Origin of the sequence: Clostridium chromiireducens, assembly GCF_003575225.1 — a bacterium.
Taxonomy (GTDB): Bacteria; Bacillota; Clostridia; order Clostridiales; family Clostridiaceae; genus Clostridium; species Clostridium chromiireducens.
In genome coordinates this window covers 443,403-467,708 of record NZ_QXDJ01000004.1, presented here as the reverse complement: position 1 = coordinate 467,708, position 24,306 = coordinate 443,403, and the positions used below count along the sequence as shown (strand labels likewise).

The following is a 24,306-nucleotide window of genomic DNA, read 5'->3' as shown; positions in this document are numbered from 1 at the left end:
ATACGTAATCGTTTAATGAAATATGAGAATAATAATTATAACGATTAATAGTAAGTATAGTAACATACTAAGGTTAAATGTTTTAGTTGTATAAATGGAAATAATATAAATTTTCTAAGATATGTAATTTACGAAAATACTAGAGTTTTAAAATTATTAAATATATTAATGGAGGTAATTATGAATAAAGAATGGTGGAAAGAAAGCGTAGTATATCAAGTATATCCAAGAAGTTTTAACGATTCTAACGGAGATGGAATTGGAGATTTAAAAGGAATAATAGAAAAACTAGATTACTTAAAGGAGTTAGGCATTGATGTAATATGGTTGTCTCCGGTATATAAATCACCAAATGATGATAATGGTTATGATATAAGTGATTATGAAGATATAATGGATGATTTTGGAACAATGGAGGATATGGATGAACTAATTAAAGAAGGAAATAAGAGAGGTATAAAGATCCTTATGGATTTAGTTGTTAATCATACTTCAGATGAACATAAATGGTTTATTGAATCTAAAAAATCAAAAGATAATCCATATAGGGAGTATTATATTTGGAGAGATCCAGTAAACGGAGAAGAACCTAATGATTTAAGATCAACATTTAGTGGCAGTGCATGGCAATATGATGAGACTACAGGACAATATTACTTACATTTATTTAGTAAAAAACAGCCTGATTTAAATTGGGAAAATGAAGAAATGCGTAATAAAGTTTACGATATGATGAATTTTTGGATCGATAAAGGTATTGGTGGATTCAGAATGGATGTTATTGAACTTATAGGTAAAATTCCAGATGAAAAAATAAAAGAAAACGGTCCGAAGCTTCATGAGTATATTAAAGAAATGAATAATAAAACTTTTGGAAGTAAAAATTTACTAACTGTTGGAGAAGCTTGGTGTTCTAATCCGGAAATAGCAAAGCAATATTCAAACAAAGATGGCAGTGAGCTTAGCATGGTATTTCAATTTGAACATATTTTATTAGATCAACAGCCAGGTAAAGAAAAATGGGATCTGAAACCTTTAGAATTGCTAGATTTAAAAAAAGCATTATCAAGATGGCAGGTAGAATTAGAAGGATCAGGCTGGAACAGTTTATTCTGGAATAATCATGATGTACCAAGAATAGTTTCAAGATGGGGAAATGATAAAGAATATAGAATAGAAAGCGCAAAAATGCTTGCTACATTACTTCATGGAATGAAGGGAACTCCTTATATATATCAAGGTGAAGAACTTGGTATGACAAATATAAAGTTTGAGGATTTAAATGATTATAAAGATATAGAAACTCTTAATATGTACAAAGAAAGAATAGAGCAGGGTTATAAGCATGAAGATATAATGAGCTCTATATATGCAAAAGGTAGAGATAATGCACGTACTCCTATTCAATGGAATGATAGCAAAAATGCAGGTTTCACAACTGGAGAGCCTTGGATAAAAGTGAATCCTAATTATAAAGAAATAAATGCTAAATCACAATTAAATGATGAAAATTCTATATTCAATTATTATAAAAAGCTAATTAAAATTAGAAAAACGAATCCAATAGTTGTGTATGGAAAATATGAATTGATATTAGAAGACAATAAAGAAATATTTGCATATACAAGAACTTTAGAAAATGAAAAGTTGTTAGTTATTTGCAATTTTACTGATAATAAGACCAAGTTTGAATTTGAGGAGAAAATTGAGTTCAATTCCAAGGAACTTTTAATTTCCAATTATGATGTAGATGTAAATGGTTCTATAAATAATATAGAGCTTAGACCTTATGAATCAAGAATTTATAAACTTGCATTAAAGTGAAAAAATAACCTTAACTGACTTGCTATAGTCAGTTGAAATTAAGCAAGGTTATTATTATAGAAGGAGTAGTCCAAATGAAAGAATATATATTAGGAGTAGATATTGGGGGAACAACCATTAAGCTTGGTTTATTCAAAACTGAAGGAATATTATTAGAAAAGTGGGAAATTGAAACAAGAAAAGAGGATCAAGGAAAATATATTTTAAAAGACATTGTAGAAACATTAGAAAACAAGCTTAATGAAAAGAATATATCCAAGGATAGTGTATTAGGTATAGGAATAGGAGTGCCAGGACCAGTTAAGGATAATGGAACAGTACTTAGGTGTGTGAATCTTGGTTGGGAAGTTTTTAATATAGTGGAGGAAGTTAGTAAATTAATAAAGTTACCTATTAAGGCTGGAAATGATGCTAACGTTGCTGCCTTAGGAGAGATATGGCAGGGAGGAGGAAAAGGATATAAAAATGCTGTTATGGTGACACTTGGAACCGGAGTTGGTGGTGGAATAGTTATTGATGGAAAAATAATATCAGGTTCTAATGGTGCCGGCGGTGAAATCGGACATATAAAAGTTTCTGATAATGAGACAGAAAACTGTGGATGTGGAAATAAAGGATGTTTAGAGCAATATGCATCTGCAACAGGAATTGTTAATTTAGCAAATAAAGCGTTAAGTATTACAAAAATAGAGTCTAAATTAAAAGAGTTTGAAAATCTATCCGCAAAAGATATTTTTGATTCAGCAGAGGCAGGAGATGAATTAGCATTAACATTGGTAGATGATTTTAGTAATAATTTAGGAAAAGCCTTAGCAAATATATCATGTGTTATTGATCCAGAAATATTTGTAATTGGTGGAGGTGTATCAAAAAATGGTGATGTCTTAATCGATAATATTTTTAAACACTTTAAAGAAAATGCATTTCATGCGTCAAGAAATACTAAATTTAAGCTTGCAAAGTTAGGAAATGATGCTGGAATATATGGCGCTGCAAAATTAATTTATGAGGCTTAGTTAGGTTATATTATAACGGATAGTTTTATTAAAAAACTATCTGATATCCTTTTTATAGGTGTTTACAACAGTTAAGTAGGGAGAGATTACTTAATGATTAAACTTTTAAAGAAAAATAATAAAAAAATAAATAAAAACTTATTTAAAAGAAAAGTAAGTGTTAACTTAAATTATGAGAGTACTATAAGAGGTTCGAAAATCAAAATCAGATTAATAATTTCTTATGGCATGTTAGTTTTAATTCCATTATTAATAGTAGGAATTACAGCAGTATTACAATCTAAAAGTTCAATTAATAATAAAATTTCAAATTTTTCATCCCAGGTAATGTCACAAGTTGGTCTGAATATTTCAAGTGAAATGGATAAAAACTCTAATTTTGCCATGTCAATAGTAACTGAACCTAATTTCCAAGATTATTTTGAAAATGAACAAGACACAGATTCTTTAGATAACTATCATAAAATCAATGATCTAACTAAAGTAATTAAAAGTAAAGTTGGGACAAAAAATGACATGACTGGTTTTGGAATTATTAGTGTAGGGAATAAGAAGATAGGCAGTTTCTCAAATCAGATATCTGACGATACAATAAAGAAACTATCAGAAATGTCAAATAAGGCGAAAGGAAAGTTTGTATGGTCCTTAAATAAAAGTTCATCTGGATATAAGATTTACGCTTCTGCTCAAATAAATACTTTGACTACTGGTAAAAACTATGGAGTTGTTATAGAAGAACTGAATCCTAGATTATTTATTGATGCATTTAAAAATGTAAGTTTAGGCAATAATTCTGATATATTTGTTGTTGATTCAAAAGGAGTTGTTATATTAAGCAATGATACAAGCTTAATTGGAACAGAATACAAAGACAAAAGTATTATAGAAAAAATTCAAGATAAAGAAAAAGATTTATCTAATATAGATGATGGGATAAAACAAACAAAACATTCTTTTTCATCGGGTGATGGAAGTAGTCTAGTATCTTATTCACTTCTGAGCGGTTCAGATTGGTATGTAGTAGGAGTTATTCCATATAGTTATTTGAATTTAGAGTCAAATATTTTAAAGAATAATACTATAATTATCGGTTTGGTTTCATTTATAATTTCAATGCTTGTGGCATTAATAGTCTCAAGAAGCATTTCTAATCCACTAGGAAAGTTAGTTTCACTTATGAAGAAAGCAAAGAATGGAAATTTAGCGTTACTTATAACTGATGATAGTAAAGATGAAATTGGAGAAGTAATAAATGCATTTAATGATATGGTAATTAAAATAAGTACTTTAATCAGTGGCGTCAAAATTCTAGCTAATAATGTATCAAATAATACAAAAACGATTGCTGAAGTTTCGGAACGTTCTTGTTCATCTTCAGAGGAAATTGCAGCTACAATGAGTGAAATTGCACAAGGAGCTTCAAATCAGGCTATTAGCGCTAACGAAGGAATGGAATGCATGAATATTTTATCCAATGGGATAAATAAAGTGAGTAGAAAAACAGAAAATGTGTGGGATGTATTAGAAGAAACGCAAAAATTAAAAAAAGAAGCTGTTGTATCAGTCAAAATATTGAAAAATAAAGCTGAAGAAACAAGTAAAGTTTCAGCTAAAATTGTTGGAGATGTAAACTCTTTAAATTTAAATGTAAAAGATATAAAGGAAATTGTAGAGTTAATTGGTGATATAGCAGAACGAACTAATTTATTAGCATTAAATGCTGCTATTGAAGCTGCAAGAGCTGGAGATGCAGGAAAAGGATTTGCTATTGTTGCTGATGAAGTAAGAAAATTAGCTGATAAATCGAAAGAATCATCTGTTCAAATTAATAAAATCATTAATGATATAGAAAATAAAGTAGAAGTTATGGTAAGAGAAGCAGGCAATTCCACTACTATAATAAAAGAACAAATGAATGCAGTTGAGAATACAGATGAGGCTTTTAAAATTATATTTGAAGGTATGAATCAAATATCTTATCAATTGAAAGATATAGTTGGATCAATTAATGAAATAGTTGATTCGAAAGATAAAACTAAAATTGCAATGGAAAGCATTTCAGCAATTTCAGAAGAAACAGCGGCAGCCACTGAACAGGTATCAGCTGGAGCAAATGAACAAATTGAAGAAATTCAAAAAGTGTCTCAATTTGCTGAGGAATTAAATGTTGTTGTTGAAAAATTAAATTCTACAATAGATCAATTTGTAGTTAATTAAGTTAGATTGAATAGTTTTAGAGTAATTGAAAAATAAAAGATATATAAACAGAATTTTGGGCTGCTGATAAACAAGCACTTAGTAATAAATATGAATTCATTAATTTAATTATAAATGAGGGAGATAATATTATGATTAAGAGAACTAATAAAATAATTGCATTAATTATGTGTACTACAACTATTACAACATTAGGTTCATCAATAAATGCATTTGCAGTTGATGCGTTAGAGGAAAAAGAAGGAGATTTTTCAAGTGCTTTTGCCTATTCAAACAAATATATCTACGATGGTTATAGAGGAACTGATGGCAGTGAGCAAACAATATATTATATAAACGGAAAATATAATGAATTAGAAGATGTGGAGGCTTATGAGGATTCGATAAAATATGATAGCAAATATATAGAATTAGATGATGATGGTAACAAAAATTTATTTAATCTAGATACAGGAAAGTTTGAAGACGAAAGCATACAAGACCAAGAGAATAATATTAAAAGAAATCTAATTAAAGATTTAAAACAAACGGAAAGATATGGGAGTGATGTAGGAGAGTATCTTAACTTAGACAAAAGAATTGCTACTAATAAAGGAGCATTTGGAGATGTATGGTATCAATATAGTGCGAACTATAATGGACAAGATATGAAATATGTAACAATAATTGATGTAGATGCGAAATCAACAGATGAATGGGACAATATTACATTAAAAAAGGGTAATAGAATAGAATCGAATTTTGGAGATAGCTATCAATTTTGGTTTTCAGTAACAACTAATGATACTAGTAATAAAGAGTCTGATGGGCAGGCAAAAACATATAATGGAAATGTATCAGCAGCAGCAGAATATATAGCAGGAAGAATAAGAAGTTACTGTGGACACAATGCAGAAGTTATTCAGGAAAATGGAAAGTATGTTATTCAAATAATATCTGATACACAGTTAGATGGAAACTTAATACAATCTCATAATAGTGATATTTCAGTAACAACAAGAACTGTACCTGCGAAAAATATTGAATATATAGCGGGCCATGGAGAAGATGCTGGCAGCTCAGGAAATAGTGTAGAAGCTGATAATAATATTTCATTAACAATTCCACCAGTAGATTCAATTACAACTAGTGGAGCAGTACAATATTCAACAACAATCGATATAAATGATCAAACAGCGCATCAATGGAGAAATATCACATTAAAAAAAGGTGAAGGTATAACATCAAGTTTTGGAGATAGTTATCAATTTTGGTTTTCAATAACAGAAAATGATCCTAGTAATCTAGAGTCTGATGGACAAGCGAAAACATATAATGGAGATGTAAATGAAGCATCACAATATATAGCAGGAAGAATAAGAGACTATTGTGGATATGATGCACAAGTTGTTGAGAAAAATGGAAAACCAGTTATTCAGGTAACATCTGATGCACAATTAGATGGAGATGTAATAATCTCATATGATGATAATATTTCAGTAACAACAGAAGAAGTAACTCCAACTGGCTCTGAATCAAGTGAAAGCAATAGCGATACGGGAGAAGATACTGGAAATGCAACAGGAAGTACTAGTAATACTCATGCTATTGTAAATTATGATCAATTACCTATATATTATGGAGTTGTAAATAATTATAAAAAATATATGGATATATCTGAGTTTGCAAATATTAAACTTGCCTATACAGTTAATGATAAGGTTAAAACAGTTAATATAGAGAAATTTGGGGAAAAATATGGGGACGAAAATATTGTAGCTAGCTTAAAAAAACTTGATGTAATTGCGCAAGATTCAAATTATATATACGCTGATATTAGTATTGATTTTACTTCTGATACGGATATAAATATTGAATATCCTGATAGCGAGAAAAGCAAAAATTATATTTTGAAAATTTCAAAGGCAATAGGGGATAAGACAGATGAAGCGAATATGCCAAAAGAAGTTATTGCATATGAAATGAATGGAGAATCGGACTATAAGTCTTGGACTCAAGCTAAATTAAATGATGACTGGTACAATATAGAAACGTATGCTAAGAATGGGAACTTATATATTGTAAGATTTAATAAAGATAAGAAAAATAATAAAATTCAAGTTAATCAAGTCGGATTTCAGACCAAGGCAGATGAAGATTTAAAAATTAATAGAAATAAAATATATAAAGTTAACGACCCATCTATTGAAACAGGACTTAAAGGTGAAATTATAACATCTGTAGATTCAGATGAAATTAAGAATTTATTGAAGCAATATTATTCTATAGACTCGGAAGGAAATTTATGGGTGCTTGGTAAAAGGAAAATATATGAATTTAGTGGTAATGGATTTGATGAAAAATATACAATTCCTTCACAGATAAATAATATAGATGTTTACAATAATAATAATTTAGTTGCTTGGGGAGATAGTGAATCTGAAGAGGGATATGTGACTAATATTAATGAATATGCAAAAACTGATGAAACAACTAGTGAAGATAGTGTTATCAGTGGTAATGATGATAGTAATAAAGATATATCAAATAATGAAGTACAAATTAATAATGGTTGGGTTAAAACCAAGTATGGGTGGCAATTTTTTGATGAGTCAGGAAAGCAAATTAAAAATTCTTGGATTAAAGTAGATGAGAAATGGTATTTAATTAATAAAGATGGGATTATGCAAACTGGCTGGGTTAACATAAGTGATAAATGGTATTATCAGAACTCAGATGGAAGCATGGCAACTGGATGGGTAAAATTAGAAGATGATTTATACTATTTACATCCTGATGGAAGTATGGCAACTGGTTGGGCAAATATAGATGGAAGCTGGTATTATTTGAGAGGATCAGGTAAGTTAGCAATAGGATGGATACTTGATTCTGGAAACTGGTATCATTTAAAGACAGATGGAGAGATGACTACAGGATGGTTGAAATATAATAAAAAATGGTACTATTTTGATAAAGATGGCAAAATGTTAACCAATACAACCATAAATGGTTATAATATCGGAAACGATGGAGTTTTAATTAATTAAAAAGGTGGAAGAGTTATGAAAAATTCAAGAAAAAGAATAAAGAATTTATTTACTTTAACAATAATGTCAACTGCAACTGTATTAAATTTATTTGCTATACCAAGTACTGTATATGCATACGATAGCTTTGATAAAATTCCAATAGTAGACACTTCAGAGAAAGGGGCTTTCAATCAAAAATTATTATTATATGATGTTTCAACGGATAAATCAATGTACAAGCCAGGCTCAAATGTGGTTGTAAATATTGAGCTGGCTAACTACACAGGAAATGAAATATCCAATGGTACTGTGGAATTAGCAGCAAAATACCTTGATACACAAATTGGAGATGTAATAAAACAAAGTTTTACAATTGGAAAAAGTGAAGATAAACAAATAAATTTAAATTGGTTTGCACCTAATGAAGATTTTAAAGGATATTTACTTGAAATTACATGCAAAGATTCTGATGGAAAAGTTATAGAAACATCATCAGTAGCTGTTGATGTTTCATCAAATTGGCTTAAATTTCCGAGGTATGGATATCTAACCAATTATAAAAAAGATGTTAAGCCAAAAGATATAATAGATCAATTAAAAAAATTTCACATAAATGGATTACAATATTATGATTGGCAGGATAAACATGATAAACCTATACCAAAAGAAGGCTCAGAGGTTGCTGATAAGTGGAAAGATTTATCAAAGCATGATGTATATAAATCTATAATAGAAGACTATATTAAGAATGGACATGAAGCTGGCATGGCATCAATGGAATATAACTTAATATATGGAGCATATAAAGATTACGAGATCGATGGTGCAAAAAAAGAATGGGGATTATATAAGGATGAAGGTGGAATTGATGCGGAACAATGGACAATGAAAATGCCTGATGGATGGGAATCGGATCTATACTTTATGGACCCAGCTAACAAAGAATGGCAAAGTTATATTTTTGGAAGAGAAAAAGAAGTTTTTGATGCATTTGATTTTGATGGATGGCATATGGATACTGTTGGTGACTTTGGAACAATATATAGAGCAGATGGTACTCCGGTATCGATTACTACTACATTTAAAGATTTTTTAAATTCTGCAAAAGAAGCTTTTCCTAATAAATATATATTAATGAATCCAGTGGGAAATAAGGGACACGAACAGGTAAATGAAAGTAATGTAGATGGAGCATATACAGAAGTTTGGCCTTGGGATGGTATTGCAACATATGATGCACTAAAAGGTATTGTTGATCAAGCAAGAATAGAGACAAAAGGAAGATCATTAATAGTACCAGCATATATGAATTACAACTTAGGAAGCAAGTATAATGAGGAAAAACCGGGAAACTTCAACACTCAATCAGTATTGTTAACAGGTGCCTCAGTGTTTGCAGCTGGTGGATCTAGACTTGAACTAGGTGATGATACAAGGATGCTTACTCAAGAATATTTTCCTAATAGAAATGTTGTTATGAATGAAGAATTAAAGGCAAGAGAAAGAAAATATTATGATTTTATAGTTGCATATGAAAATTTATTAAGAGATGGACAAATCAATAGTGGGAATAAGATTGAGGTCAAAGGATATGCTAATAGTGCTATAGGCGAAGCTAATAAGATATGGACATATGCCAAAAAAGATGCGAATTATGATATTATTCAAATGATAAATCTTTTAGGAGTTTCGGATAATACTTGGAGAGCTGCTGACGGATTAAAATCTAAACCAACTAAAATAGAGAATTTTAATGTTAAATATTATGTTACACAAGATATTCAAGGAGTGTACTTAGCCTCACCTGATGTTTATGATTGTAAATCACAAAATTTACAATTTACAAAAGGAAGTGACGAAAAAGGAAATTATATAGAATTTACAGTACCATCATTAGAATATTGGAATATGATTTATCTTAAAAAATCAAATGTTGAAAATATTGATAAAAATAATGATGTAATCGGTGTACCAGGTCAAATAAATAATCTAGGCTTTGAAGATGGATATATGGGATGGAATATAACTGGAAGAAGCTATGGCTTAGATGCAACAGATGCGGCATCAGGAAATAATAAGTTATATTTTTATGATAAAAAACCTTATACACAAAAGATTGATCAAACAGTTGTCGGATTAAAAAATGGTAGATATACAGTAACTGCTATGGTAAAACAAAATACTGGAATTCCAGATTATGCAGCAATGGAAATAACTTCTGGTGATAATACTGAAAAAGTTAATATAAAGCATAGTGAAGATTATATAAAAATAGAAGGTTCTATAGATGTTATAAATGGAAAGTTAAATATAGCATTTAATTATAAATCAACTGTAAATGGTGAAACAAATTTACAGATTGATGATATTCAATTATTGGATGAAAATAGGGAAGTTATATCAAAAGAAGCTACAATTCTTAAACCTGGTGATGAAGGATATATAGTTGATTTGCCTGAGTCAGTTGGAAAAATAACTAATGGAAATTTTGAAAAAGGTGATGCATCAGGCTGGACTGCACTAAATAAAGATGGATTTGGAGTTAATGATGACGATGTTTTTTCAGGAAATTATAAATGCTACTTCTGGGGAAAAGGAAAGCAATCATTACAACAAAAGGTAACTGAATTACCTAATGGTATTTATACAGTAAAAGCAATGGTTAAACAAAGTGTAGGAAATCCTACATTGTCTAAATTGCAATTATCTGGATTTGGAGAAAATGCAGCTTCAATTGAAATACCGCATGGAGATTCTTATGTTGAAATATCTCAACAGGTTAATGTTACAAGCGGTATGTTAATAATTTCATTTATGCAAGATAGTACAGATATGACAAATCTCCAAATTGATAATGTTGAATTTATAGCGAATTAAACTTAATGAATATTGAAATAAATTCTTAGAAAACAACAAAAGAAGAGTCTAATTTTCTTGAGATACTGTTGAATATAAATGAAGGTAAGAAATTAGATGTTTTTTGGGATAATGCTAAATCTCAGGTGCATAAAGATATACAGGCTTTCGCCAACGAGCATAACGATGATCTGTTTTAATAAATACTTCAAGATATTCTTCTATGCTAAACGTATAAATTAAATACATGTTTAAAGAATAAATTATATATTATTAAGTTATTTTTATAAATAATTTGTGAGAGTTCATAAAAAACATGAAATACCATAGATTAATATGTTAAAACATGATATTTTATACTAGTGCAAAATAACTCAAACATAAATTTAGAAAACACAGATAGAGGAGATTAAGTTCCGACACTTAATCTCCTCTATCTGTGTTTTTCTATAGATAAATGATACATAGCTTAGAATTATTATATAAACTCGCTAAGCTCACATTTTAGCTTGATTTTTCTTATTGAATACTATAACAAATATATATAGATTGCATAATATAAAGGTAAATGGGTTTTAACTTAATATAAGAAATTGAAATACGGAGGATGAAAAATGGAAAACAGAAATTGCAGATGCAGAAGAAGATGTAGGAATGGAAGCGGAACTCTTGGAGCAACAGATACAAATAATAGATGTAATAATAGAGGAACTCTTGGAGCAACAAGCAATAATAGATGCAACAATTATCCTAATGCTGATGCATTAGAAGCAGCTTATAATGCTGGTTTTAATAATGGATTTTGTGAAGGTGTTGAAGCGGGAAGGGAAGAAGGATACTGTGAAGGTTATGAACAAGGAACAAGAGATGCATGCCAAGATACAAAGCAACAAGCTATAAATTGTATTAGGAGAATCGGTTGCTAAAAGTTTTAACAATATTCATAAAAGTTGATATGTTTTATTCTATAGTAATAAATATATTATAATAAAATAGAGATGATATTTATATATGAAGTAAATATCGCCTCTATTTTTTATTGTATAATTTTTTAATTAAGGATAATGATACTAATTTGTAACAATAAGATTGATATTGAATAATATAACCACATAGATTGTTATATATTTAGTGTTAAAATAAAGCTTAAATATATAATTCGTATTGATGATATATAGATAATGTTCTATATTATATATATAAATATCTATATAGGAGGATGTGAATGAGAATGAACTATGAAGAAAATGCAAAAATTTTTAAAGCAGTATCTGACCAAAGCAGGCTAAAAATAATTGATATACTGTCCTGTGGTGAAAGGTGTGCATGTGATATCTTAGAATACTTTGATTTTACCCAGCCAACTCTTTCGCATCATATGAGGGTATTAAGTAACTGTGGTCTTATAGAAGTTAGAAAAGAAGGACTTTGGAACTATTACCGATTAAATATTAATAATTGCAATAAGCTTACACTGTTTATGATGAACCTTGTGACAGAAACAAAAGATTGTATTTGTAATGATAAGAGTAAATGTACTTGTAAATAAAAGAATAAAAAACTAAATGAAAACAAAAGTAGCATTTATTTGTGTACACAATTCATGCAGATCACAAATGGCAGAGGCCCTAGGAAAGCTTTATGGAAATAGCGTTTTTGAAAGTTATTCAGCAGGAACAGAAACAAAACATCAAATAAACCAAGATGCAGCAAGAATTACAAAAGAGTTATACAATACTGATATAAATCAAGCTAAAAAATCAAAGCTTTTATCAGATATCCCAGAGGTTGATATAGTTATAAAGATGGGATGCAACGTTGTTTGTCCAATTTTACCTGGGAAACATATAGAAGACTGGGGATTAGATGGTCCAACAGGTAAAAGTGATGATGAATTTATAAAAACGGCTAAAACAATAGAAGAAAAGGTAAAAGAACTAGATAGAAGAATTGAGAATAATGAAATTAAATTGGACTAGTAAATTAAAACATATGGGGGATTTTTAAATTGGGTAATAAATATATTTAGAAGAATAAATCAAATATAAATCACTAGCATAAGAGAGATTAGTATTAATTCAGATACAACATACTATTTTTACATAAATTTAACTTAAATGATAAAATAACTTAATACGTTCATGTTATATTTTAATTGTCTTAAAACGATTAATTTTAAACACATAAGAGGAGATTATTAATATGTTAAATTTACTGGAGATTACTCCAAGTTATGACGATAAAAAGGAATTAGAAAGTATTCTGGATAATAAAAATATTACTACAGTCTATCAATCTATCGTTTCACTTGTGGATGGTACAGTTATAGGTTATGAAGCTTTGAGTAGAGGGCCGGTAGGTTCACATCTACAAAAACCTGATGAATTATTCAAAGTGGCTCAAATTTATAATAAAACATGGGAATTGGAGCAGTTGTGCAGAATAAAGGCTATTGAAAGAGCTGATAATCTTGAGAAGAATAAGTATCTTTTTATAAATGTAGATCCACATATTTTTAAGGATGAGAAATTTAAAAAAGGATTTACAAAAGATTTTCTTGCAGAACATAATATGTCACCTAAAAGTATAATATTTGAAATTACAGAAAAGACATGTATTGAAGATTATACAAGTTTTAGGCAAGCTCTTAGTAATTATGTAGATCAGGGATATAAAATAGCAATTGATGATACTGGTTCGGGATATTCAGGATTAAAAATGCTTAATGAAACAAAACCTCATTTTGTAAAAATAGATATGGATTTAATTAGAGATATAAATGAGGATTTATTTAAACAATCGCTAGTGGAATGTTTTGTTAAACTTTCAGAAGCAACAAATATGAAGCTTATAGCTGAAGGTATAGAAACTGAAGAGGAACTTAAAACATTAATAAAGTTAGGAGTATATGCGGGGCAAGGTTTCTTTATTAGTCGTCCGGCGGGAACATTTTTAGATATATCAAATTCTGTAAAAGATTTAATTCGAAAATGTAGAAACTTAAAAAAAAGCATAAATCAAAATTACAAGTCAAATTGTATAGGTGAAATTGTAAGGCAGGATAAGTCATTTGAGTATACAAGCAATTGCGAAGAAATTAAAGAATATTTTAATTCTAATGATATTACAGGAGCATGTATCGTAAATAATGATATTCCAGTAGGACTTATTATGGAGCATAATCTAGATTCTGCCATTAATACACAATATGGCGGAGCTAACTTTGCGAAAAGCCCTATTTCATTTGTAATGGATAGTAATCCTTTAATAGTAGATTATTATACAGCAATTAATGAAGTTGCACGAAGAGCTATGTCTAGAAAAAAGAATAATATTTATGACCATATTATTATAACTTATAATAACATGTATTTGGGAATTATTCCTGTAAGCTCGTTGCTTAGTTATATAAATATGCAGGTGTGTAATCAAGCGATATAACCTAATTTCACTTATTATATTAATTGATTATAAAAAGATTTAACGATAATAATAAAAACCAAATGGATTTACACATCCATTTGGTTTTTCTTGTTACAAAATTTGTAACAAGACTGATGTTTTCATTGAATATTTAATGGAAGGCAAGGATATTAGAAAATTAAATAGAAGAGCAGAATAATCATGTGAAAAGTGAATGGGAGGATTTGATAAGAAGTGATTTGAAATTTTTTTAAACTGCTTTAGTTTGTGAGGAAAGTTCATTTATTATTAAGAATATTTCTTTCCAATTGTTAACTCTAACTATATTATTGTTTAGCGGTTTTCTATTATAATTTGTATCAATAAGAAGAACTTTGTATCCTGAATTTGATAATTGAATCGCATTGTCATAACTGTCCTCGATAAAAATATTGCAATTTAATTCTTTTGCTTTATCAACTTTATAATGGCTGCCTAAAACAAATAAGTTATCATAAGGTATTTCATTTTTCCTTAAAAATAAATGGGTTAATGTTTCTAGTTCTAGATCTCTTGCTGTGACAAAATGTATATTATGCATTTGGTACAGTACAGTTATTATAAGTTTAGCATCATCTCTAAGTTTTTGCTCCGAGTGAATTTTAAATTTATTTTTATTATAGAAATCCTCGTATTCATGCCTTTCTATACCCATTACTTGGTGTATTTCATACTCTGTTACTTGATCTTCAGTGATATTTTTGTTAAAGTACTCATTTGCATAATCAAGCCAGTCATAAGCATTAGTTATTGTTCCATCGATATCAATACAGATATTTAAATTGTTCATTTTATTTTCATGCCTCCTTTATTTGTTTTAAATAACTTCAGTATAAGATTATTATTTGTAATTACAGTATATTAGTAAAATGATAAGAAGATATTAAGCTCATGTTAAGGTTATGTTAGTGCCATATATAAACCTAATAAAGTTATATATTAAGATAATATCTTTTATGTTTTTGTAGAAATGTTTAATTATTGCATTCTAATATGGATTTCATTTTCTATTTTCAGTACACTTGACGTACCGGCATAACTTAAAAATGATAGAGATATTCAACATTTATATGGATACAAATGTTAAACTTTTTTAACTAATATGTAATATAAATTAACATTTTTATAATAATAGGTTAACTAAAAAGAGATACCATAATATATGAATTATGAAACACAAAATAATGAAACAGAATATAATTTACTTATGGAGGTAGAAATGAAAAAAAGAACATTAAAATTAATGGTAGGTGCTATAGTTTTAGCAATGGTAGGAAGTGTGATGGTAGGATGCGGAAATGCATCAGGGGGAGCACCAGCAAATGACAGTAAAACAGAAGGAACTAAAACAGAAGCGACTGTAAAAGGTTCAATAACTATGAGCGGTTCGTCAGCATTACTACCGTTAATGGAGAAGACAATCGAAACATTTAATAAAAAATATCCTGATGCAGAGATAGGAGCTCAAGCGGGAGGTTCTGGTACAGGTCTTACTCAAGTATTAGATGGAACAGTAAATATAGGAAATTCTGATGTATTTGCAGAAGAAAAATTAGACGCAGCAAAAGCAAAGGAATTAGTTGATCACAAAGTCGTAGCACAAGGGTTTGGGATTGTAGTAAGCAAATCATTAGGAATAGATAATTTAACTTCAGCACAAATTAAAGATATATTCTCTGGTAAAGTTACAAATTGGAAAGAAGTCGGAGGTCCAGATAAGGCAATTTTATTAATTCATAGAACAGCTGGTTCAGGAACAAGAGCAACTTTCGAAAAGACAGTACTTGGTGGAGATAAATCAGCAGAAAATGAAGCTTTAGGTGTAACTCAAGATTCAAATGGTGCGGTTTTAAGTGCAATGAAAGAAAATGATGGAGCAGTTAGTTATTTAGGTCTTGCATACATGAATACAAAAGAAGCACAAGATGCTTTAAAAGTAGTAAATCTTGATGGAGTAGCAGCAGATAAAGCACATATAACAGATGGTTCTTATAAATTCTGGTCTTGGGGACATATGTATACTAAGGGTGAATCAAAAGATTTATCTAAAGCGTTTATTGATTTTGTTATGAGTAATGAAAATAAAGAAAATTTAGAAACACTAGGCTTTATTTCAGGAAGTGAAATGAAGGTAAAATAATACAATACCCAACAGAAAAACTTATATTTTCTGTTGGGTATAATTTTATATAGAATAGTTAATATTGAAAATATTTAGTTATATATATTTTTTACCCAAAGATTCATATCTTCAAATGCTCCACATATATTACAATTGTTCACTAGTCTGCCTGCAAAGTTGTAATTATGTTTGCTTAATGCAAAATTAATACTTGGATTTATTGACCTTGACAAACTGTATAAAGTAAGGAAACCTTTAATTTTAAGGTCATATTCTAATGAATGAATAATATTTGATAAGATCCCTTTGCATCTAAAAGTCGGGTAAGTGGCACAATTTGTTATTTCTGCATTTAAGTTTTTCTCATCCATATCTGCTGAAGCTACACTAACTATTTTTCCATCATGAACTGCAACTTTATACAAAACTTTTTCGTTCATAGTTTGTGTTAAATATTCTTCATCATAAATAGGAGATGGATACGTTAAAAATACAGTAGAAAGTAAGTCCACCATTTCTTTAATATCATTTTTTGTTGCATTCCTTATAAGATATTCCATACTATTATTGCGATGTATATAAGTATTTTTCATACTTAGACATTCTTTAACTAATGAATCTTTCTTTGGAAAATTACTACAAACTTTTCTGGTACAACTAATGAAATAAGACATACAAAATGCATCATTGCCTTTAAAATAGCCATCGATTTTACCCTCCAAATTAAATCCAGCATTAATAAAAGTTTCAAAGCTTTCAATACTACAATTGCAAATAATTTTACTTAAATGCTGCTTTGAAGCAAAGTGGATTATTCTTTTTAGGTTTTGAATTGATATACCATTAAAATCAACTATTTTTACACGTTTACTAGGTAAATCTACTAATATTTTAGTGCGGTCTATTTTGGCGTAGTAAGAATTATTTAATACACATTTACCTGCTCTCATTAGATTGTCCTCTCCTTTTCATTTCAATGTAACTCTTTTAGTTAATAAAATTTGCTAATATATAGTTCTGTAGAACTTTATATTACAAACTAACTTGTTACACAGCCCCTAATTTTAGTAAATGACTCTTATAAGTAAATTAAATATCGTAGCAATTTTCGGAAATTAAGTTTTTAATTAATTTATAAAGTTAAATAGCTGAGATAAAAATAATAAGCTGCAGAGAAGTCTCTACAGCTTAAAAAAGCAATAATATTTATATGCATACTAAACAAACGTATAGTAAAGTATACACAAACTTCTCTTCAACGCTTACGAGATTAGCTGACGGATTCGGGTTGAAGAAAATTAACCCTACTTATCTTAATAATAAGATTCACCCCTGAATTTGGTTCTCCCGCTCTATTGATTAAGCGCTATCAATATTCTTTTATCTTTAAAATTAACCTTTATATATAACCATATCATTTTTATATATGGGAGTCAACTAAGATTTTGCTTAATTATATTCGATTTAGTTCGTATAATTCTCCATTAATAGAGTAAATATGACAAATTCTCGGTTTTTCAAAAAATAGATTTCGAACAAAAAAATTAGATTTAATTATAAAAATATATACCTCATCTATAAAGTAAAATATTGAAATAGTATACCTGCATAAGAAAAGAATAGTAGAAAATAAAATCTTTATCATAATTGCTATTGACGTACTATTATCCAGGGTAGTAAAATAAGAACGAAAATAATATCTTTGTTAGGTGAGGCTCCTATATAGATACATGCTGCTGCCCGGAAACGTCGAGAGACGCCAATGGGTCAACAGGTATTACCGGATTAAGGTTCTACTTAATGTAGCCGAAAGCCATTTGGTTTTCTATGCTATATAGTGCTAAAACTCAACGAGTGAAGGCGAACATCACAAATGCGCATTTTTTTGCTGCGTATTTGTGTGTACTATTGTGGTTTTGATTATTATAACCTTCACTTTTTGTGAGGGTTTTTTTATTGCTTAATTATTTAAAGGAGGTGAAACCAATGGATGACCCTGATACCGATAGTCATAATAAGTATTTTTATTTAAATTCAAGTAATACTAGTTTTAGGGCATTAGTTGGTTACTCCTTTGCCCTAAATTAAAGGGGTGAATCATATGGAAAAAATAACAAATTTCTTTTTTAGTAAAATTCTGCATAAAGAGATCCATAATATTTCAGGACAAGTGATTGGTAAATTGAATGATCTTATTCTTGATTTTACTCAAGAAAAACCTACTGCGGCATATTTACAAATTAGAAATTGGAGAAAATCTTTCTATATATCAACTGAAGCACTTGATATATTCAAAGATGAAAATGAAAAATATTATATTAAAATTAGTAGCAATAATCTTGTCACAAGGCTACCTAATGAAGAAGATATTTTTTTAGTAAGAGACTTTTTAGATAAGCAGATAGTTGATATAAATGGTAAAAAAGTTGAACGTGTTAATGATGTAAGACTTGGATATATAAATTCTAAGTGGAAACTTGTAGCAGTTGATATAGGAACTCGAGGATTGCTCAGACGCCTTGGGATAGAGTACCCTTTTATCTTATTAACAGAAACCTTTAAATATAGATTGAGGAATAAACTTATTATCTGGGATGATGTACAAACTTTGTCTACTGGAGTTAACAATTTACAGCTTCAAATGCCTGCAAATAAAATAGAAACCTTACATGCAGCAGAGATAGCAGATATAATAGAGGATCTTGATAGTAAAAGCAGAGATATATTATTCCAAAGCTTAAATAATCAAAAGGCTGCTGAAGTTTTAGAAGAAATAGAAACTGACGTCCAATTAAATTTATTGAAATCTATGTCTGATGAAAAGGCATCAGATATATTTGAAGCCATGCCATCTGATGAAATAGCTGATATTTTAGAAGAGATGGATGAAGATAGAGTTGAAAAGCTATTAACACATATGGATGAAGAAAGCCAAGATGAAATTAGGGAACTTATGGAATATGATGAAGAGACCGTAGGAAGCATTATGTCAAAAGATTTTTTAACCTTCCTGCCTGATGCTACTGTGAGTGATGTTATATTATGGATTCAAGCTAACTCTCCAAGTGAGGAAGAAAGTTATTATATATACATTACGAATGATAAAAATAATCTTATTGGAGTTATCTCTATATTTTCACTAATAACATCGGATAGAAACACTAAACTTTATAATATTATGGCCACTAGACCTCAAAGTTTAAAAGATACAGATGAAATAGATGATGCAATTAGTATAATGCATAAATATAATCTCGTTTGTATTCCAGTTAGTGATGAAGATAATAATCTAGTTGGTGTAGTGTCGTTGAATGACAGTATTCATGAATATTCACAATTGAGGAGGGTTGTACTATGAAAAAGGCATTATCAAATAGATTTAAAAAGCTGCTTTTTATTATGACTATTATCGGCCCTGGATTAATTACTGTAAATGCAGGCAATGATGCTGGTGGAATTACAACTTATGCTTCAGTAGGTGCGTCATATGGATATAAAATGCTGTGGGGACTACTTGTAATCACATTCAGTCTTGCGGTAATACAGGAAATGAATGCAAGAATGGCGGTTGTAACTGGGAAAGGTTTATCTGATTTAATTAGAGAAAAATTTGGAGTTAAGCTTACTTTTTTTGCAATGACTATTTTATTAATTGCCAATATGGGTGTTGTTTTTGGTGACTTTGCAGGTATTGCAGCAAGTTTAGAGTTATTTAATGTAAGTAAATATATATCAATACCTGTTGTTTCTGTGATGATTTGGTTCCTGGTTACTAAAGGTTCCTATAAGAAAGTAGAAAATATCTTTTTATTATTTACATTTGTATTTTTTACTTATATTGTATCTGCAATTTTAACTAAACCAGATTGGGGACACGTAATGCAATCAATGGTAACGCCTACTATTGAATTAAATACAGGTTTTCTTCTTACATTCATAGGAATGATTGGTACAACAATTACTCCTTACATGCAATTTTACCTCCAATCATCTATAGTAGATAAAAAAATAAGTATATCCGATTATAAATATGAAAAGCTTGATGTTTATTTAGGGGCTTTTTGGGGAAATGCAGTAGCATTTTTTATAATTGTATGTACAGCCGTAACACTTTATAAAGCTGGAATAACAATAACCAGCGCAGAAGAAGCGGCAATTTCCCTAAAACCATTAGCTGGAGAAGCTGCATTTATACTTTTTGGAGCAGGATTATTTGGCGCTTCAGTTCTTGCTACTGCAGTTATTCCACTTTCTACATCTTATGCTATATGTGAAGCTTTTGGTTGGGAAAGTGGTGTGGATAATGACTATAAAGACGCTCCAGCTTTCTTTGGAATATATACAGGTATAATTATACTAGGAGCGTTGTTCATACTTATCCCTGGTGTATCTCTAATAAAGATTATACTTGTATCACAGCAAATTGCTGGTTTGTTATCTCCTATAATATTAACATTTATGATAATTTTGATTAATGATAAGCGCATAATGGGCAAATATGTTAATAATAAAACTCAAAACATTGTCTCTTGGGCTACTGTTATTTTTATTATAACTCTATCAATAATTTTATTTGTGTCACCATTATTTTCGTGATTTATAGATAAAAAATACGCAACTGAGACATATGCTACTCATTTCTGGTTGGGTTATATCTCAAAGTATATGTTGATGCTATGATTTGTTTATCTACAATATGGATAAATAAACTATGAATTTGATTTATGCTCCGAAATACTATGCATACCCGAAAGAGAGTACCTTCTCTTTCGGTGTATATACATATTATATAAGCATATGTTATTTATAGTTCTTCAAGGCTTCACTTATTCTATTGGAAATAGCTTCATACCCATTGCTATTTGGATGAAAGTTATCTGCTGCTAAATAATCTCCTGAATTATACTTGAAGAGATCGTAAGTTGGAATAAATAGTGCATTTGAATCAAGTGATATAAGCTCTTGGCTTTGGAAATTCCACTCATTTAAAATGGTTACTTTATCAGGTGTCAAATCTTTTCCAAATGGGTTATATAACCCTATAAATACTACCATAGATGATGAATTATTAGTTCTAATTATCTTAAATATTGATTTTAAGTTGTTTAAGTACGTATTTTCAATATCCTTTATTTTCGTAGTGGAAGATGTTATATCCATATTTTTAAGTTTACTTATTTCATTACCACCAATTGATATGAAAATAATATCTGAACCTTTAATATAAGAGAGGGTTTGTGGCTCCTTAATTACTTTTAAAAGCCCACTAGATACATCTCCGTTTATTGCAAGGTTATTTATCTTGATTTCCTTTGTAGTTTTAGTTTTCCAGAAGTCTTCAAAGTAACCTGGAAAACCAAGTCCTTTTTCATCTCCAGTTCCTTTTGCAAGAGAATCTCCAAGAACTAATATATTATAATTATTTTTATCTAAATCTCTACTCGCAGGCTCCTGAGTCTCAGTTTTAGTATTTGCATCAGATTCGGTATTTGAGATTTCTTTAGGAGGTGCAGAACTTATTGATAATGCAGATGCAAAACCTATAATTAATGTAATTGTAGAAATTATAGATATAAATAAAATTAATATCCACTTTAAATTTTTAAACATTCTTTTACCTCCTTTTAAACTAATACATCTTGTTTGGTAAATACAACAAAACTTACAATGAGAGCTCCTATTCCCCAAGTTAGAAGTACCAAAGTGCTGAAAGTTAAGGACATTCCACTTATAGGGGTATATGAGCCTGTAAGATACTGTGGTAAGTTAAGATTAATAACAAAGAAATATTTTATTATAGGCCAATCTGCTAAAAATAGTTGAAGAAATCCACCGCCAACTAATGTAGCCATCATTATTCCTATAGATGTAGCTGTATTTCTCACTAAAACAGAAACCATAAATGAAATTGTTCCAACAATAACAGAGACAAACCATCCCAGGGAGTATACAAGAATTAAATATTGTAACTGGATTACTTTGATTACATTTGAAACATCTAAAGTACCGGAACTGGAATTAAATCCTGTGGCTATAGGCTCATAAAAACCCCAATTGTTAAAGAAAAAACCTGAAACTAAAAGGGAGAGCAGTGCCATTTCTAATATGACCATAGAAAACAAAATTAAAAGTGCTAAGTATTTGCTAAGTAATATCTTCCATCTTGGAACAGCTCTTGTTAGCAATACTTTGATGGTCTTTGCTGAAAATTCCCCGCACACACTATCGCCCGCAAGCAGTATTATCAACAAAGGAAGTAAAACAAAAATGGATTGTTCCATTAATTTTACTGAAAACTTTACAGCGCTTGGGGTGATTGGGTTTATATTATTATCTAGGTAATATTGATTTTGTTGAATCTTAATATTGATTGAAGCCTTACTTGCTTCAGGAGTATCAGGACTATTAAGTCTATTTTTCAAGTCCTGTATCTGCTGCTTTTGCAAAGCCTGCCATTCAATATTCCCACTATCTTCAGTTGTTTTCACGTATTTATCCATAGTGTTTTTATATTGATAGTTTTGCCCATAAGCAAATAAAGAAACTAAAATTAGCATAATAACAGTGATTAATATCATTTTTCTTCTAGATAGAATTTTATTTACTTCATTTTTTATTAATACAAGCAAGATTTTCACCTCCTTAACTGATGACAGAATTACCCTCTGTAAGGTTTAAAAATAAATCTTCTAAAGTTTTTTGATTAGCATTTACAAATTTGATTCTTAAACCTTCTTTAATAAAAGAAGAGTTGATCTCTTCAAGTTTTGAAATCTCAACTTTTGCTTCAATTCTATCATCCTTTATAATGCCATCTATATTCCAATTATTTTTAAGTATCTCAATTCCTTTTTGGTTATCGCTTAAAACAAAGAAAACTTCTTGATTGCTTATAAGCTCTGAAACTGTAGAATATCTAATTAAAGTACCATTTTTTATTATTGCGACTGTGTCACACATTAATTCAACTTCTGATATTAAGTGACTAGATACAAGTACAGCTATGTTTTCTTTTTTAGCTAGGTCTTTAATAATATGCCTGAATTCATTTATACCTGAAGGGTCAAGACCATTTGTAGGCTCATCTAAGATAAGAAGTTTTGGTTTATGAATAAGAGCCTGAGCAAGGCCAAGTCTTTGCTTCATACCTAAAGAATAAGTTGATACCTTATCATTTATTCTATTTTGCATACCAACAAGCTCTATTGCTTTTGTAATATCTTCATTAGTAACATCTCTATTCATAGAAGCAAGCATCTTTAAGTTTTCTAAACCACTTAAATAATTGTACATATCCGGACCTTCTATAATACATCCAACCTTAGACATAGCTTTAACGTAATCTTTTGTAATAGAATGACCATCAATTAATATTTTTCCGCTTGTAGGAGAGGAGAGTCCAACAATCATTCTTAATGTAGTTGATTTTCCAGCACCATTTGGGCCTAGAAAGCCTAAGACTTCACCTTCATTAATTGAAAAGCTTATACCTTTAACAATTTCTTTTTTCTTTATAGATTTATGAACATTATCTAATAACAAAATTTGATTTGCCATAGTACACCTTCTTTTGGTTTTTAAATTTATCTAATGTCTAGCAACTGTAACACTCGCACTTCTTTAATGATGAGATAACAGTGGCACGATTATAGATGACGTACCACTAAGGGTACATTGTGACCCTTGTGGTTATAAGTTCAACTAAGATTCAGTTGTGGATCAAATCCCACCTGAAACTTAGTTGAACTTGATATTAGAATTATAACACTTACTTAGAAAAATATAGCAGGTACTGTATAAA

17 protein-coding genes and 2 riboswitches are annotated in these 24,306 nt (G+C 29.5%); of the genes, 12 read left to right on the top strand and 5 right to left on the bottom strand.

Annotation, left to right across the window (positions count from 1 at the left end; all coding sequences use genetic code 11):
* Window positions 1-180 precede the first annotated feature (180 nt).
* From D2A34_RS17930 to D2A34_RS17890, 9 genes are all read left to right on the top strand, one after another.
* Window positions 181-1,824: a glycoside hydrolase family 13 protein gene (locus tag D2A34_RS17930; RefSeq protein WP_119367475.1), complete on the top strand. Its 1,644-nt coding sequence runs from the start codon at window positions 181-183 to the stop codon at window positions 1,822-1,824.
* A gap of 74 nt (window positions 1,825-1,898) precedes the next feature.
* The gene (locus tag D2A34_RS17925) at window positions 1,899-2,840 is read left to right on the top strand and encodes an ROK family glucokinase (protein WP_119367474.1); all 942 of its coding nucleotides are present in this window, start codon (window positions 1,899-1,901) and stop codon (window positions 2,838-2,840) included.
* Between the two features lie 93 nt (window positions 2,841-2,933).
* Window positions 2,934-5,057 carry a methyl-accepting chemotaxis protein gene (locus tag D2A34_RS17920; RefSeq protein ID WP_119367473.1) on the top strand — a complete coding sequence of 708 codons (2,124 nt, stop codon included), beginning with the start codon at window positions 2,934-2,936 and terminating at the stop codon, window positions 5,055-5,057.
* 131 nt (window positions 5,058-5,188) lie between these two features.
* The gene (locus D2A34_RS17915) at window positions 5,189-8,083 is read left to right on the top strand and encodes an N-acetylmuramoyl-L-alanine amidase family protein (protein ID WP_119367472.1); all 2,895 of its coding nucleotides are present in this window, start codon (window positions 5,189-5,191) and stop codon (window positions 8,081-8,083) included.
* Between the two features lie 15 nt (window positions 8,084-8,098).
* The gene (locus tag D2A34_RS17910) at window positions 8,099-10,942 is read left to right on the top strand and encodes a glycoside hydrolase family 66 protein (RefSeq protein WP_119367471.1); all 2,844 of its coding nucleotides are present in this window, start codon (window positions 8,099-8,101) and stop codon (window positions 10,940-10,942) included.
* Window positions 10,943-11,535: 593 nt separating this feature from the next.
* A complete protein-coding gene (locus D2A34_RS17905) occupies window positions 11,536-11,847 on the top strand; it encodes a hypothetical protein (protein ID WP_119367470.1) in 312 nt (103 codons plus the stop codon).
* Window positions 11,848-12,146: 299 nt separating this feature from the next.
* The gene (locus D2A34_RS17900) at window positions 12,147-12,470 is read left to right on the top strand and encodes an ArsR/SmtB family transcription factor (RefSeq protein WP_079442001.1); all 324 of its coding nucleotides are present in this window, start codon (window positions 12,147-12,149) and stop codon (window positions 12,468-12,470) included.
* 16 nt (window positions 12,471-12,486) lie between these two features.
* A complete protein-coding gene (locus D2A34_RS17895) occupies window positions 12,487-12,900 on the top strand; it encodes an arsenate reductase/protein-tyrosine-phosphatase family protein (RefSeq protein ID WP_079442002.1) in 414 nt (137 codons plus the stop codon).
* 223 nt (window positions 12,901-13,123) lie between these two features.
* Window positions 13,124-14,362: an EAL domain-containing protein gene (locus D2A34_RS17890; protein WP_119367469.1), complete on the top strand. Its 1,239-nt coding sequence runs from the start codon at window positions 13,124-13,126 to the stop codon at window positions 14,360-14,362.
* A 232-nt stretch (window positions 14,363-14,594) separates the two neighbouring features.
* On the opposite strand, the gene D2A34_RS17885 is transcribed toward D2A34_RS17890, so the two are convergent.
* Window positions 14,595-15,173 carry a 5' nucleotidase, NT5C type gene (locus D2A34_RS17885; RefSeq protein ID WP_079442004.1) on the bottom strand — a complete coding sequence of 193 codons (579 nt, stop codon included), beginning with the start codon at window positions 15,171-15,173 and terminating at the stop codon, window positions 14,595-14,597.
* Window positions 15,174-15,602: 429 nt separating this feature from the next.
* Between D2A34_RS17885 and D2A34_RS17880 the strand changes: the two genes are divergently transcribed.
* Window positions 15,603-16,523 (top strand): phosphate ABC transporter substrate-binding protein, encoded by a 921-nt coding sequence (locus D2A34_RS17880; protein ID WP_119367575.1) that lies wholly within the window; start codon window positions 15,603-15,605, stop codon window positions 16,521-16,523.
* A gap of 74 nt (window positions 16,524-16,597) precedes the next feature.
* Here D2A34_RS17880 and ablB read toward each other — a convergent pair whose 3' ends face one another.
* Complete coding sequence (gene ablB / locus D2A34_RS17875) at window positions 16,598-17,455, bottom strand: putative beta-lysine N-acetyltransferase (protein ID WP_079442005.1); 858 nt, start codon at window positions 17,453-17,455, stop codon at window positions 16,598-16,600.
* Window positions 17,456-17,749: 294 nt separating this feature from the next.
* Window positions 17,750-17,881, bottom strand: a riboswitch (cyclic di-AMP (ydaO/yuaA leader).
* Window positions 17,882-18,199: 318 nt separating this feature from the next.
* Window positions 18,200-18,371, top strand: a riboswitch (M-box (ykoK) riboswitch).
* A 235-nt stretch (window positions 18,372-18,606) separates the two neighbouring features.
* Between ablB and D2A34_RS17870 the strand changes: the two genes are divergently transcribed.
* Together D2A34_RS17870 and D2A34_RS17865 are read left to right on the top strand one after the other, a co-directional pair.
* Window positions 18,607-19,863 (top strand): magnesium transporter, encoded by a 1,257-nt coding sequence (locus D2A34_RS17870; protein ID WP_119367468.1) that lies wholly within the window; start codon window positions 18,607-18,609, stop codon window positions 19,861-19,863.
* Entirely contained in the window at window positions 19,860-21,101 is a 1,242-nt protein-coding gene (locus tag D2A34_RS17865) for an Nramp family divalent metal transporter (protein ID WP_119367467.1), read from the top strand. The genes D2A34_RS17870 and D2A34_RS17865 overlap by 4 nt, the downstream gene beginning before the upstream one ends.
* A gap of 204 nt (window positions 21,102-21,305) precedes the next feature.
* On the opposite strand, the gene D2A34_RS17860 is transcribed toward D2A34_RS17865, so the two are convergent.
* Genes D2A34_RS17860 through D2A34_RS17850 form a run of 3 tightly spaced genes read right to left on the bottom strand, consistent with a single transcriptional unit; the run spans window position 21,306 to window position 24,062 of the window.
* Complete coding sequence (locus D2A34_RS17860; protein ID WP_119367466.1) at window positions 21,306-22,115, bottom strand: SGNH/GDSL hydrolase family protein; 810 nt, start codon at window positions 22,113-22,115, stop codon at window positions 21,306-21,308.
* A 14-nt stretch (window positions 22,116-22,129) separates the two neighbouring features.
* Complete coding sequence (locus D2A34_RS17855; RefSeq protein WP_119367465.1) at window positions 22,130-23,134, bottom strand: ABC transporter permease; 1,005 nt, start codon at window positions 23,132-23,134, stop codon at window positions 22,130-22,132.
* A gap of 13 nt (window positions 23,135-23,147) precedes the next feature.
* Entirely contained in the window at window positions 23,148-24,062 is a 915-nt protein-coding gene (locus D2A34_RS17850) for an ABC transporter ATP-binding protein (RefSeq protein WP_119367464.1), read from the bottom strand.
* Window positions 24,063-24,306 lie beyond the last annotated feature (244 nt).